The following is a 13,812-nucleotide window of genomic DNA, read 5'->3' on the forward strand; positions in this document are numbered from 1 at the left end:
CCCAAAGCCCGCGAGGCCGCCGGTACGGGTAGGTTCCGGACATGACGAAGGCCGGAACCGCCGGGCCGGCGGCACAAACCCCCACCCCCGTCGTACCGCTCCCCCGGCGCCGCGGCATCGAGCTGGCCCTCATCGTGCTGGCCGTCCTGCTGTCCGTGTACGGCTACTGTGCCGTCGGCCTCGCGCGCACCGGTGCCGTACCGCCAGGCGCCGTCGGCTACGGCGCCGGGCTCGGCGTGCTCGCCCTGCTGGCGCACATGGCGGTCCGGCTCCGGGCGCCCGGCGCGGACTGCCTGCTGCTGCCGATCGGCGTGCTGCTCAACGGCCTCGGCCTGGTGCTGATCTACCGGCTCGACCTGGAGACGCCCGGCGACCGGGCGGCGCCCGCCCAGCTCGTGTGGTCCACGCTCGGCGTGGGGCTGTTCATCGTGGTGGTGGCGCTGCTGCGGGACCACCGGGTGCTCCAGCGCTACGCCTACGTCAGCGGCGCCGCGGCCCTCGGCCTGCTGATGCTGCCGATCCTGTTCCCCGCGGTGAACGGCGCCCGCATCTGGGTCCGGATCTCCGGATTCTCCATCCAGCCGGGCGAGTTCGCGAAGGTGCTGCTCGCGGTGTTCTTCGCCGCGTACCTGGCGGCCAACCGCAGCGCGCTCGCCTATGCGGGCCGCCGCGTCTGGTTCGTGCAGCTGCCCACCGGCCGGGTCCTCGGTCCGATCGTCACCGTGTGGCTGATCAGCGTCGGCGTTCTGGTCCTGGAGCGGGACCTCGGCACCTCGCTGCTGTTCTTCGGCCTGTTCGTGGTCCTGCTGTACGTCGCCACCGGCCGCACCGGCTGGATCGCGGTGGGGCTGCTGCTCGCCGCGTTCGGCGCGGTCGCGGTCGGCTGGCTGGAGCCGCACGTGCACACCAGGATCGAGGACTGGCGGCACCCGTTCGCGACGATCGAGGCGGGCGAGGGCCCCAACCAGCTCGCGCAGTCCCTGTTCGCGTTCGCCGCGGGCGGTGTGCTCGGCAGCGGCCTCGGCCTCGGCCACTCCGTACTGATCGGCTTCGCGGCCAAGTCGGACTTCATCCTGGCGACGGCGGGCGAGGAGCTGGGGCTCGCCGGGCTGTCGGCGATCTTCCTGCTGTACGGGCTGCTGGTGGAGCGCGGCTACCGCACCGGCCTCGCGCTGTGCGATCCGTTCGGGCGGCTCCTCGCCACCGGCCTGGCCTCGCTCGTGGCGCTCCAGGTGTTCGTCATCGCGGGCGGGGTGACCGGGCTGATCCCGCTGACCGGCATGGCGATGCCGTTCCTGGCGCAGGGCGGCTCCTCCGTCGTCACCAACTGGACGATCACCGCGCTGCTCATCCGGGTCAGCGACGCGGCGCGGCGCCCCGAAGAGCCGTGGGGGGACCGATGACGCGGCACATCCGACACGCCGCCGTGTTCTGCGCGCTGCTGCTCGCGGCGCTCCTTGTGAACGCCGCCCGGGTGCAGGTCGTGCAGGGCCCCGCCTACGACGGCAATCCGGCCAACCGCCGTGCCACGATCGCCCGTTACGGGCAGCCACGCGGCGACATCCTGGTCGAGGGCGTCCCGGTGACCGGCTCCAGGGACACCGGGCAGCAACTGCGCCACGAACGGACGTATGCGAACGGCCCGTTGTACGCCCCGGTCACCGGCTTCGCCTCGCAGGTGTACGGGACGACGTTCCTGGAGCACGCGGAGGACGGCATCCTCTCGGGCTCCGATCCGCTGCTGGCGCCGTTCCCGCTGTGGAACGACGTGACCCGGGCGCTGAACCAGCCGGGGAACGTCGTCACCACGCTCGACCGGGCCGCGCAGCAGGCGGCGTACCTGGGGCTCGGCGGGCGCAAGGGCGCGGTGGCCGCCGTGGAGCCGTCGACCGGCCGGATCCTGGCGCTGGTGTCCAGCCCGTCGTACGACCCGGCCGTGCTGTCCGGGAACGGCGGTTCGGTGACGTCGGCCTGGGCCCGGCTCAACCGGGACCCGGACAAGCCGATGCTCAACCGGGCGGTGCGGCAGACCTATCCGCCGGGTTCCACGTTCAAGGTGGTCACCGCGGCGGCGGCGCTGGACGCCGGTCTGGTGCAGGACCTGGACCGGCCGACGGACTCCCCGGACCCGTACACGCTGCCGGGCACCCGGACGCGCCTGACCAACGAGGGCGAGGGCTGTGCGGACGCCTCGCTGCGGGCCGCGTTCGAGTGGTCCTGCAACACGGTGTTCGCGAAGCTGGGCGTGGACGTCGGGGTCGAGAACATGGTGTCCACGGCGCAGGCGTTCGGTTTCAACGACACCGATCTGAAGATCCCGTTCTCGGTCGCGCAGAGCACCTTCGACACCTCGGTGGACAGGGCGCAGCTGGCGCTGTCGTCGATCGGCCAGTACAACACGCGGGCCACGCCGTTGCAGATGGCGATGGTGGCGGCGGCCGTCGCGGGCGGCGGGCAGGTGCGGGCCCCGTACCTGGTGGAGCGGACCACCCGCAGGGGCGGTGAGACGCTGGGCACCGCGGGTCCCCGCGCGCTGCGCCAGGTGATGAACCCGGCGACGGCCATGCGGATGAAGGAGCTGATGACCGGCGTGGTCCGCGACGGCACGGGCACCAACGCGGCCATTCCGGGTGCCACCGTGGGCGGTAAGACGGGCACCGCGCAGCACGGCGTCGGCAACGCCGGTGTGCCGTATGCCTGGTTCGTGTCCTGGGCCAAGGCCGACGCCGATCTGGAGCCGAAGGTGGCCGTCGCGGTGGTGGTGGAGGACGCCTCGGCGGACCGCGGTGAGATCAGCGGCGGCGGTGACGCGGCGCCGATCGCCAAGGCGGTGATGCGGGCGGTCCTCGGACTGTGAGGCGAGGTCTGTGAGACGGGGTCTGTGAGACGAGGTCCCCGCGGCCCGTTGCCCGAGGTGAGGGTGCCGGGCGCACCGGCCGACGGCGGCATGGCCGGCTGCCGAGCGCACGCCGGCCCGCGCGGCGGGCGGGGCGGGCGGCCCGTCAGCCGTCCGTGCCCGCCTCGATCGTCCGCTCCACCTCCGCCACCCGTTCCCGTTCCTCCGCCGCGAAGCGCTCCGCGTCCAGCTTCTCGGCGATCTCCTCGTCCTGGGCCATGAGCCGGTCGAGGTCGCCGTCGCCCAGTTCCAGGACGCCCATGTCGACGTATGCCTGCTGGAGGCGTCTGCCCCACAGGCCGATGTCCTTGACGCAGGGCACGATCCGGCTGAACAGGAGCTTGCGGAACAGCTGGAGGAATTCGGACCGTTCGCTCAGTTCCGCCGCCTGCGGCCCGGGGATGCCGAAGTTCTCCAGCACCTCCACTCCGCGCAGCCGGTCCCGCATCAGATAGCAGCCCTCGATGACGAAGTCCTCGCGCTCGCGCAGTTCGGCGTCGGTGAGCTGTTTGTAGTAGTCCCGCAGCGCCATCCGGCCGAAGGCGACGTGCCGGGCCTCGTCCTGCATGACGTACGCCAGGATCTGCTTCGGCAGCGGCTTCTCGGTGGTGTCGCGGATCATGCCGAACGCGGCGAGGGCAAGGCCCTCGATCAGCACCTGCATGCCCAGGTAGGGCATGTCCCAGCGGCTGTCGCGCAGCGTGTCGCCGAGCAGCGACCGCAGGTTGTCGTTGATCGGGTAGACGAGCCCGATCTTCTCGTGCAGGAACCGGCCGTAGATCTCGGCGTGCCGTGCCTCGTCCATGGTCTGGGTCGCGGAGTAGAACTTGGCGTCCAGGTCGGGCACCGACTCCACGATCCGCGCGGCGCAGATCATCGCGCCCTGTTCCCCGTGCAGGAACTGGCTGAACTGCCAGGAGGCGAAGTGCCTGCGCAGCTCGCCCTTGTCGCGGTCGGTCATCTTCGCCCAGTAGGGGGTTCCGTAGAGGGTCATCGCCTCGTCGGGGGTGCCGAGCGCGTCGTACGGGTCGACGTCGATGTCCCAGTCGATGCGCCGCGTGCCGTCCCACTGCTTGTCCTTGCCCTTCTGGTACAGGGCGAGCAGCCGTTCGCGGCCGTCCTCGTACTCCCAGCTGAACCGGGCCGCGCCGGTCGCGGGCACCTGCCAGAGGGGTTCTCCCGGGTCCTTGGCGTACACGTCATAGGTGGGCATGTCTCGCAGGCTCACACGTAGACGCCGAGTCAACAAGTCGTGTGCGGGGGATTGACGGGCTTGCTGACAAGCAGTCTCATAAGTGCCGGAGAGGTTGGACCCCGGGCAACGAGGTGACGGAGCCATGACGACCCTGACGGAAGCGGACGCCCTCGACGGGCTGCGCGACGCGCTCGGCCTGCTCAAGGACCGGGAGCAGGTGGCCGAGCGACTGCTCGCCTCTTCCGCCAAGCACTCCTTCGATCCCGACCAGGAGCTGGACTGGGACGCGCCCTTCGAGGAGGGCAAGTGGTTCTGGCCGCCGGAACTGGTCTCGCTCTACGACACCCCGCTGTGGAAGCGGATGAGCGAGGAGCAGCGGATCCTGCTCTCCCGGCACGAGGCGGCGGCACTCGCCTCGCTCGGCATCTGGTTCGAGCTCATCCTGATGCAGCTGCTGGTCCGGCACATCTACGACCGGGCGGCGACCAGCGCCCATGTGCGCTACGCGCTCACCGAGATCGAGGACGAGTGCCGGCACTCCAAGATGTTCGCCCGGCTGATCTCCCGCGGCGGCACGCCCTGGTACCCCGTGGGCCGCGCGCACCAGACCCTGGGCCGGATCTTCAAGACGGTCTCCACGACTCCCGGCTCCTTCACGGCGACGCTGCTCGGCGAGGAAGTCCTCGACTGGATGCAGCGGCTGACCTTCCCCGACGAGCGGGTCCAGCCGCTGATCCGGGGCGTGACCCGGATCCACGTCGTCGAGGAGGCCCGGCACGTGCGCTACGCCCGCGAGGAGCTGCGCCGCCAGATGGTGACCGCCCCCCGGTGGTCCCAGGAGTTCACCCGGGTCACCTCGGGCGAGTTCGCCCGGGTGTTCTCGGTGGCCTTCATCAACCCCGAGGTGTACACGAACGTGGGCCTGGCCAAGCGGGAGGCGATGGCGCAGGTGAAGGCCAGCGGCCACCGCCGTGAGGTGATGCAGACGGGGGCCAGGCGCCTGACGGACTTCCTGGACGACATCGGGGTGCTGCGCGGTGCGGGCCGCCGGCTGTGGCGCTCGTCCGGGCTGCTGGCCTGAGCCACGGGGCGAGGGCGAGGGCCCCGGGCTCGCCTGCGCCGAAAGCGGTTACGCTGCCGGTCATGACCCCGCAGGCCGCCAGCCCCGCCTACCGCCGGCTCAGCGTCGAGGAGCGCCGCAGTCAGCTCATCGACGCCGCGCTGTCGCTGTTCGCGCACCGCGCGCCCGAGGACGTGTCCCTGGACGACGTGGCGGAGGCGGCCAAGGTCTCGCGCCCGCTGGTCTACCGCTACTTTCCCGGCGGCAAGCAGCAGCTGTACGAGGCCGCCCTCGGGTCCGCCGCCGACGAGCTGGAGCAGTGCTTCGAGGAGCCACGCGAGGGCCCCCGGCTGGCCCGCCTGGCCCACGCCCTGGACCGCTACCTCGCCTTCGTCGACCAGCACGACACCGGCTTCAGCGCACTTCTGCAGGGCGGCAGCGTCGTGGAGACCAGCCGCACCACCGCGATCGTGGACGGCGTCCGGCGGGCCGCCGCCGTGCACATCCACCACCACCTCGGCATCACCGACCCCGGTCCCCGGCTGCGGATGACCGTACGGATGTGGATCACGGCCGTGGAGGCGGCCTCGCTGATCTGGCTCGACGAGGACAAACAGCCGCCCCTGGACGAGCTGCGGGACTGGCTGGTCGAGCAGTTCGTGGCCGCCTTGACGGTCACCGCGGGCCGTGACCCGCAGACGGCGGCGCTCGTCGCCGCGCTCGCCGAGGATGGCTGACACTGGTGCCGTGAAGAGTCAGGACATCCCGTTCGAGGGCGGGCCCATGGACGGGCGCGTGCTCCCGGTGCTGCTGGGCCTCACCGGCCACCCGCCGAAGACGTACCGCATCCCGGTGCCGGACGCGCACGGCGGGCCGCCCACGGTCCTCGTCTACCGCCGCGTGCCCCGCGCCCACAGCAGGCGCATGGGTCTGGTGCAGGGCTGGAAGTACACGTTCGACGCCGAGGGCGGCAGGTCGGCCAAGGGCGGCGCCGGGCTCCGGTGGCCCTGGTCCCGGCCGGCGGCCGGAGCGGATCCCGCGTCGCCCGGCAAGCCGGATGACACCGACGGGTGACGCGGTTGCGCCGAACCGCGCACGTTTCGGCGCGCGCGTCGCGCGCGTACCCCTGATGTCCACGGTGCGGAGGCGAAGATACGACAAACGCCCGCCCGCACCGGAGGTGACAACGTGTCAGAAAGGTTGCTGCGCCTGGTGGGTACGGTCGCGGTCGCGGCCCAGGCCGCCCTCGTGCCCGCACCCGCCGCAGCCGCGCCGGCACCGCAACGGCCCGTGGCCGAGCTGCTGACGGACCTTCAGAAGCTGTACCGGCAGGCCGAACGGTCCACCGAGACCTACAACGCCACCGCGGAGCGGCTGGCCCGGCAGCGCGCCGAGGTCGAACGGCTCGACGCGGAGCTGGCCCGCGCCCGGCGATCCCTGCACGACAGCCGCCGGGACGCCGCGCGGCTCGCCCGGCAGCAGTACCAGGGCAGCACCGCCCTGTCCCCGTACGTACGGCTGCTGCTCGCCCGCGATCCGCAGCGCGCGCTCGACGAGGGGCATGTGATCGGCCAGGTGGCCCGGGGCCGCGCGCGGACGGTGGACCGGCTACGGGCCGGGGAGAAGAAGCAGGACGCCTTGGTCCGCAAGGCCCGCAAGGCCCTCGACGGTCAGGTCCGGCTCGCCGAGCGGCAGCAGCGGCAGCGGAACGACGTGCGTGACCGGCTCGCCGACGTCGAGAAGCTGCTCGCCTCGCTCAGCGCCGACCGGCTCGCCGAACTCGCCCGGTTCGAGCAGGACGGCATCGACGCCGCCCAGCGGGGGCTCGTCGCCTCCGGCTCGCTCGGCAGCGCGCGGCCCCCGTCGCGGCAGGGCGACCAGGCGGTGCGCTACGCGGTGCGGCAGCTCGGCAAGCCGTACCAGTGGGGTGCGCAGGGGCCGGGGGCGTACGACTGCTCGGGGCTGACCTCACAGGCGTGGGAGCACGCCGGCACCCCGATCCCGCGGACCAGCCAGGAGCAGTGGGCGCGGCTGGCCCACGTCCCGCTGGACGAGCTGCGCCCGGGCGACCTCGTCGTCTACTTCCCCGAGGCCACGCACGTGGCGATGTACCTGGGCGACGGAAAGGTGGTCCAGGCCCCCCGCACCGGCGACCGAGTAAAGATCTCCCCCATCGCCACCAACCCCATCCTCGGCGCAGTACGCCCCGACCCAACTGCCACCTCATAGGCATAGGGGCGCGGGGAACTGCGCGATCGGCCACAACGTACCCGCTGCCGCCCGCGCACACAGCCCCCGCGGCGATTAGGCCCCGGCCACAGAAGCCACGTACGCCTCCGACTTCTCCGCCTCATAGAAGAAGTTCTCAAAGTCGGCCGGATCATTGAACCCGTTCGCGAACCGATCCGCGACCGGCTGCAACTCCCCCGCCGCCCCGATCAGATTCAGCACATGCTCCGGCGGCGGCGCAAGCATCGCGTTGGTCCACTTGGTGACATGCCGGGCCGTCTCCCAGTACCGCTCGAACGTGGCCCGCATCCACGCCTCGTCGAACTCCTTCTCCCCGTGTTCGAGGATCGACGCGAGATAGGAGGCCGCACACTTGGACGCCGAGTTGGAACCCTGGCCGGTGATCGGGTCGTTGGCGACGACGACGTCCGCCACGCCGAGAACCAGCCCACCGCCGGGAAGCCGGCCCACGGGATGGCGCACGGTGGGCGCGTAACGGCCGGCCAGCACCCCGCCCGCGTCGGTCAGTTCGGCCTTCGTGGCCCGCGCGTGCTCCCAGGGCGTGAACCGCTCCATGAGTTCCAGGGTCAGGGAGAGGTGTTCGCCCGGGTCCTTGACGCCCGCGAAGGCGTCGACCGGTCCGCCCGGTATGCCCTCCCAGAACAGGATGTCCGCGCGGCCGGAGGTGGTCAGGGTCGGCATGACGAACAGTTCGCCGACGCCGGGCACCAGGTTGCAGCGCACCGCGTCGAACTCGGGGTGCTCCGGGCGCGGGCCGAGGCCGTGCACGTAGGCCACCGCGAGGGCCCGCTGCGGCTCGCTGTAGGGCGAGCGCTCGGGGTCGCGGGCGAACATGGACACCAGCTCGCCCTTGCCCGCCGAGACCAGCACCAGGTCGTAGGTGCGGGAGAAGTAGTCGAGGTCGCCGACCGCCGCGCCGTGGATGACCAGTTGGCCGCCGCGCTGCGCGAACGTCTCCATCCAGCCGGCCATCTTCACCCGCTGGTCGACGGACTGCGCGTACCCGTCCAGCTTGCCCACCCAGTCGATGGCCCGCTGCGCGGGTCCGGGGTCGTAGGAGCCGGGTGCCGCGACCGAGACGCCGAGCCCTTCGATCTTCGGGGCCTGGGACTCCCAGAAGTTCAGCTGGAGATCGCGCTCGTGCTGCAGCGCCGTGTGGAACATGCACTGCGTCGACATGACCCGGCCGGAGCGGATCTCGTCCGCGGTCCGGTTCGACATCAGGGTGACCTCGTAGCCGTGGGACTGGAGTCCGAGGGCGAGCTGGAGACCGGACTGGCCGGCTCCGACGACGAGTATCTTCCGCATGCGGGTGGTGCCTCCTGGAGGGCGACAGTGGGCCTACGGCCTACTCGGGGGTTTCCTCAAGTGCGTGGGCGACGAGGGCGAGGAGGGTCTCGATCACCGATATCCGGCGCCGCGCATCCATGATCATGACAGGTACGTGCGCGGGAACGGTGAGCGCGTCCCGGACGTCCTGCGGGTCGAACAGCTCGCTGCCGTCGAAGTGGTTGACGGCGACGACGTACGGCACCCCGCAGCTCTCGAAGTAGTCGAGCGCCGGGAAGCAGTCCTTGAGCCGGCGGGTGTCGGCGAGGACGACGGCGCCGATGGCACCCCGCACCAGGTCGTCCCACATGAACCAGAACCGCTGCTGACCCGGCGTGCCGAACAGGTAGAGGACCAGGTCGTCGTCGAGCGTGAGACGGCCGAAGTCCATGGCCACGGTGGTGGTCAGCTTGCCGGGCGTGGCGGTGAGGTCGTCGGTGGCCTCGCTCGCCTCGGTCATCAGCGCCTCGGTCTGCAACGGAGTGATCTCCGAGACGGCGGTGACCAGCGTGGTCTTGCCGACGCCGAAGCCGCCCGCCACGACGATCTTCGTGGCCGCGGGCGCCCGGGTGCGGTCCGTCTGCCAGGACTTCAGCTCCTCGTCGGGCTCGACGACGAGGGGGGCGACGCCGACGGCGTCAGAGACGACGGAGTCCACTCAGCACCCTTTCCAGCAGAGCGCGGTCCGGCCGGCCGACGCCGTGATCGGTTCCGGTTCCGTACACACGGATCTTTCCTTGGTCCGCGAGGTCGCTCAGGAGCACCCGCACCACGCCGAGCGGCATGTGCAGCAGCGCGGCGATCTCGGCCACCGTACGCATGCGGCGGCACAGTTCGACGATGGCCCGCATCTCCGGCATGACCCGCGAGGTGACTTTACTGTTCGTCAGTTCCTTGCGCTCTTCCGGGGCCTCCAGGGCCTCGGTGCTGGCCACGAACGTCTCCACGAGGAGGACATGACCGAAGCGGGTGCGGCCGCCGGTGAGCGAGTAGGGACGGACCCGGGCGGGTTTGCGGTCGCCGCCGCGGACCGGGAGCTTCTTCGGAGTGCTGCTCATCGGGGGCTCCCCGTCGACTCGGACTCCAGGGATTTTCGCAGCTCGCTGCGGAGTTCGGGGGTCAGCACATGGCCGGCCCGGCCGACGAACAGCGCCATGTGGTACGCCACGACGCTCATGTCGCAGTCCGCGGAGCCGTGCACTCCGAGCAGCGAGCCGTCGCTGATCGACATCACGAAGAGGCTCCCCTCGTCCATCGCGACCATCGTGTGCTTGACCCCGCCGGAGTCCATCAGTTTGGCGGCGCCGAGGGTGAGGCTGCCGATGCCGGAGACGATGGTGGCCAGGTCGGCGGCGGAGCCGCGGGGGCCGGTGCGCGGCGTCTCGCCGGCCTCTCGGGCCTCGGCGGCCCGGGCGGGGTCGGAGGACAGGAGCAGCAGGCCGTCGGAGGAGACCACCGCGACCGACTGGATGCCCGGCACCTCCTCGACCAGGTTCGTCAGCAGCCAGTGCAGGTTGCGGGCCTCACTGCTCAGTCCGAAGGTACTGGGCGCGGTCAACTGCTTGCCTCCTCGACGGTGCCCCCCGTGGCTTCTCCGGCCGTGCGCTGCGCGGTCTGGGCCGCGGGTGTGCTGGTCTCGCCTGTCTGTTCCGCCATCTCCGCCGCGACGTCGCGGCGGCCGGCCTCCGCTCCGCGGCGGAACCCGCCGAGCCTGCGGCGCAGGGCGTCGGCGTCCACGGACCCGGACTGCCGGCGGGGGGCCGGGGCGGTTGCGGTGATCTTCGGGGTGCGTTTGGGCAGGCCCTTGGCGGTGAGCAGGTCGGGCGTGCGCTCGTGGGCCGCCTCGTCGCCGGTCTCCCCCTCGGGGGCGGTGCCGGGCGCCTGGGCGTCGTCGCCGGACCGGGGGGTTCCGGGCGCGGGGAACGCTTGGGTCCCGGCCTCCGTGACGGGTGCGCCCTGCCGGGCCGCCCCGGCGTCGACGGCCGCCGGATTGGGCGCCAGCAACTCCATGGTCGTCTCGGCAAGCCGCTCCGAGGACCCGACGGACCCCGGCCCGGCACCACGCCCCACCGGACGCTCAGACACGGCAGCATGCCCGCCGGGACCACGTCCGTCGGCCGGTGCCTCCGTCTGCCCCTCCCGGTATCCCGGCGCCGCGGCGTACTCGGCCGGGCCGTTCCCGTCCGCCGGTACGTCCCCGCGCCCAACCTCGGCGTATCCGCCGGGCCCACCGTCCGCCGGCCCGTCCGCGTGACCCGCCTGCCCGGCCGAGGGCCCCGGCACCGCGGCGTGCCCGCCAGGACGGCTCCCGGACACGGGCGCGTCCCCGAACCCCGACTCGGCATGCTCGGCGGGACGGCTTCCGTCCGCCGACGCATCCACGTGCCCCGCCGACCCGGCCGGATGCCCCGGCGCCGCGGCGTGCCCGCCGGGACCGCGTCCGTCGGCCGGTGCCTCCGTCTGCCCCTCCCGGTATCCCGGCGCCGCGGCGTACTCGGCCGGGCCGTTCCTGTCCGCCGGTGCCTCCGCCTGCCCCGCCTGCCCGGCCGGCTGCCCCGGCGCCGCGGCGTGCTCGCCGGGATCATTCCCGTCCGCGTGCCCCGCCGGGTGTTCCGGTGTCCGGGTGTGTGCGGACGGGGCGTGCTCGGGCTCCGGGTGGCCGGTCCTGGGGTGCGGCGGTGTGGGGGCGTGCGGGAGGCCGTCCGTGCCGGCCGCGTCCCGTACGGTCTGCTCGGCGAGCGCGACCAGCGGGTCGGCGTCGGCCGTCCGGCCGTGCAGCACATTGGAGTTGGCCTCGGCGTCCGCGCCGGGCAGGGAGACGGGCCGGGCGCCGCCGACCGCGGCCGCCGGGGACGGCACGGCCTTCGCCGGTGCGCTCGTCAGCAGATCCTGGGTGAGGACCACGACCGCGGCCACCCCGCCCTGCTTCTGCTCGCGCAACTGCACCCGCACGCCGTGCCGGTGCGCGAGGCGGGCCACGACGTACAGGCCGAGCCCGAGACCGTCCTCGCTCTCCTGGCCGTACGCCGCCTCCGGGTCGAAGTCGGCGAGCCGGGCGTTGAGCCGTTCCAGCCGCTCGGCGGCCATGCCGATGCCCTCGTCCTGCACCGAGAGCATCACCTCGCCGCTCTCCAGCAGCCAGCCGGAGATCTCGACGGGCAGGTCCGGCGGGGAGAACGAGGTGGCGTTCTCCATCAGTTCGGCCAGCAGATGGGAGACGTCGTCGGCCGCGAAGCCGGCCACGTGGGCGTGCGGCGGCAGCGCGGCGATGCGCACCCGCTCGTAGCGTTCGATCTCGCTGACCGCGGCCCGTACCACGTCGACCAGCGGCACCGGCCCGTGGTGGTTCTGCACGTGCTCGGTCCCGGCGAGGACCAGCAGGTTCTCGCTGTGCCTGCGCATGACCGTGGCGAAGTGGTCGAGCTTGAACAGCGTGGCCAGCCGGTCGGGGTCCTGCTCGCGTTCCTCAAGGCCCTCGATGACGGCCAGCTGCCGCTCGACCAGGCCGAGCGTGCGCAGCGCCAGGTTCACGAACGTGCCGCCGATGCCGCCCCGCACCTGCTCCAGGTGCGCCTGCGCGGACGCGAGTTCGGCCCGCAGTTCCTCGCGGGCGTCGGCCATCTTCTGGCGCTGGCCGACCAGGTGTTTGCGGTCGGCCTCCAGGGTGGCGACGCGCTCGTACAGGGCGGCGGCACGCGCGTGCAGGGTGTTGACGGAGCGGACGGCCTGGGCGAACTCGTCGTTGCGGCCGGTGAACGTGATGGGTTCCTCGGCCGACGGGTTCTCGGCGTCGGCCAGCCGTGCCGAGCCGCGGCGCAGCACCGAGAGCGGGCGGGTGAGGGTGCGGGCCAGCCCGGTGGCGATGCCGACGGCGATCAGCAGCAGGGCGCCGAGGGCGGCGATACGGATCTCCAGCGCGGTGACGTCGTCGTCGCGCAGGAGTTCCAGGTCCTTGGTGCGGCGGTCGTAGAGCGAGGACTCCACGCCCCGCATCAGGTCGACCCGCGAGGACAGCGCGGCGTCCAGCTTCTTGGTGCTGGTGGCCAGTTCGCCGTCGGAGAGCGTCGGCTGGTCGGTGAGGGCGGCGAGGTATTTGTCGGCGGAGTTGACCTCGGGGCCGGTGACCGTGGAGTCGTACGTCGTGACGGCCGGCTTGGGCGCGCCGTCGCGGAAGTCGGCGAGGGCGGCGTCGGCCCGCAGGCGGGCCTGCTGGGCGGCGGCGGTGAGGGCGTCGCGCTGCTTCTTGTCGGCCTCGGAGGTGACCGCGGTCGTCGTGGGCAGTCCGGTGATGGGGTCGATCACCGTCTGGGTGGTGCTCGGCACGTTCAGGGCCGCGAGGAGCAGCCCGCGGGCGGCGGCGGACTGCTGGACGGCGAGGTCGAGCTCGGCGAGTGCGTAGGCGCCGGAGCCCGCCCGCTCGGGCATCCGCTCGGCCAGTTCCCCGGCCAGCCGGTGCAGGTCGGTGATGGTGGCGGTGTAGCCCTGGTGGGCTTCCAGCGCGGTGCTCTTGCCGGTGAGCGCGGCCCGCCGGACGGAGGCGATGGCGTCGAGGTCCGCGCGCAGCCCGGAGGGCGTGTCGGGGTCGGCGCGCAGGTCCTCGACCTGCTGGTCGACGCGGGCGCCGCGGTCCTCGGAGGGTGCCTTGGACTTGGGGCGGCCCGCGGCGATGTAGGAGGTGACCTCGTCGCGTTCGTCGGCGAGCGCGTGCGCGAGGGTCAGCGCGCTCTCGGTGCGTCCGGCGAAGGTCACCAGTTCCTGGGTGTCGCTCAGCTGTCCGGAGGCGGCGAGCAGGGACGGGGTGCCGGCCCCGGCGACGGCCGCGGCCACCACGGCCACGGCGACGATCAGCCGGTTGCGTACGTGGGTGGGGCGGCCGGTGCCGACGGATGTGTGCCCGGCGCTCCCTTCGGGGGTCGTCTGCCTGCCTTTGCGCCGAGGCCGCTTCATCTGCACCGGTGCTCGCATTCCTGAACTCGTCTGCCCATGGGTCCGGGTGGCACCCCGCCGTCTCGATGCTCGTCGTCGATGCCAAGGTGGTGTGTACACCCGGTACGGTCCGTTCCGACCCTCCCAGTGCCGGTG

General features: G+C 72.5%; 12 protein-coding genes. 6 read left to right on the plus strand and 6 right to left on the minus strand.

Annotated features, from left to right (window positions below):
* The first annotated feature begins 41 nt into the window (after positions 1-41).
* Both AC27LF_RS37135 and AC27LF_RS37140 read left to right on the plus strand, forming a co-directional pair.
* Positions 42-1,403: an FtsW/RodA/SpoVE family cell cycle protein gene (locus tag AC27LF_RS37135; protein ID WP_479660733.1), complete on the plus strand. Its 1,362-nt coding sequence runs from the start codon at positions 42-44 to the stop codon at positions 1,401-1,403.
* Positions 1,400-2,857 carry a penicillin-binding transpeptidase domain-containing protein gene (locus AC27LF_RS37140; protein ID WP_479660734.1) on the plus strand — a complete coding sequence of 486 codons (1,458 nt, stop codon included), beginning with the start codon at positions 1,400-1,402 and terminating at the stop codon, positions 2,855-2,857. The genes AC27LF_RS37135 and AC27LF_RS37140 overlap by 4 nt, the downstream gene beginning before the upstream one ends.
* Positions 2,858-3,002: 145 nt before the next feature.
* Here the strand turns inward: AC27LF_RS37140 and AC27LF_RS37145 are convergent, their stop codons facing one another.
* Complete coding sequence (locus AC27LF_RS37145) at positions 3,003-4,109, minus strand: ferritin-like domain-containing protein (RefSeq protein WP_479660735.1); 1,107 nt, start codon at positions 4,107-4,109, stop codon at positions 3,003-3,005.
* 124 nt (positions 4,110-4,233) lie between these two features.
* Between AC27LF_RS37145 and AC27LF_RS37150 the strand changes: the two genes are divergently transcribed.
* The 4 genes from AC27LF_RS37150 (at position 4,234) to AC27LF_RS37165 (ending at position 7,380) form a co-directional block, all read left to right on the plus strand.
* Positions 4,234-5,172, plus strand: coding sequence for an AurF N-oxygenase family protein (locus AC27LF_RS37150; protein ID WP_479660736.1), 939 nt, complete (start codon positions 4,234-4,236; stop codon positions 5,170-5,172).
* Between the two features lie 62 nt (positions 5,173-5,234).
* Positions 5,235-5,888: a TetR/AcrR family transcriptional regulator gene (locus AC27LF_RS37155; protein ID WP_479660737.1), complete on the plus strand. Its 654-nt coding sequence runs from the start codon at positions 5,235-5,237 to the stop codon at positions 5,886-5,888.
* 10 nt (positions 5,889-5,898) lie between these two features.
* Entirely contained in the window at positions 5,899-6,225 is a 327-nt protein-coding gene (locus AC27LF_RS37160; protein ID WP_479660738.1) for a hypothetical protein, read from the plus strand.
* Between the two features lie 114 nt (positions 6,226-6,339).
* Complete coding sequence (locus AC27LF_RS37165; protein ID WP_479660739.1) at positions 6,340-7,380, plus strand: C40 family peptidase; 1,041 nt, start codon at positions 6,340-6,342, stop codon at positions 7,378-7,380.
* A 75-nt stretch (positions 7,381-7,455) separates the two neighbouring features.
* On the opposite strand, the gene AC27LF_RS37170 is transcribed toward AC27LF_RS37165, so the two are convergent.
* From AC27LF_RS37170 to AC27LF_RS37190, 5 genes are read right to left on the minus strand one after another with little or no spacing between them, the layout of a single operon-like run.
* Positions 7,456-8,709, minus strand: coding sequence for a styrene monooxygenase/indole monooxygenase family protein (locus AC27LF_RS37170; protein ID WP_479660740.1), 1,254 nt, complete (start codon positions 8,707-8,709; stop codon positions 7,456-7,458).
* A 40-nt stretch (positions 8,710-8,749) separates the two neighbouring features.
* A complete protein-coding gene (locus tag AC27LF_RS37175; RefSeq protein WP_404025918.1) occupies positions 8,750-9,388 on the minus strand; it encodes a GTP-binding protein in 639 nt (212 codons plus the stop codon).
* Complete coding sequence (locus AC27LF_RS37180; protein WP_479660741.1) at positions 9,369-9,788, minus strand: DUF742 domain-containing protein; 420 nt, start codon at positions 9,786-9,788, stop codon at positions 9,369-9,371. Before AC27LF_RS37180 ends, AC27LF_RS37175 begins: the two co-directional genes overlap by 20 nt.
* A complete protein-coding gene (locus tag AC27LF_RS37185) occupies positions 9,785-10,288 on the minus strand; it encodes a roadblock/LC7 domain-containing protein (RefSeq protein WP_404025914.1) in 504 nt (167 codons plus the stop codon). Before AC27LF_RS37185 ends, AC27LF_RS37180 begins: the two co-directional genes overlap by 4 nt.
* Positions 10,285-13,683, minus strand: coding sequence for a sensor histidine kinase (locus tag AC27LF_RS37190; RefSeq protein ID WP_479660742.1), 3,399 nt, complete (start codon positions 13,681-13,683; stop codon positions 10,285-10,287). Before AC27LF_RS37190 ends, AC27LF_RS37185 begins: the two co-directional genes overlap by 4 nt.
* Positions 13,684-13,812 lie beyond the last annotated feature (129 nt).

It is taken from the genome of Streptomyces diversicolor (assembly GCF_057537855.1).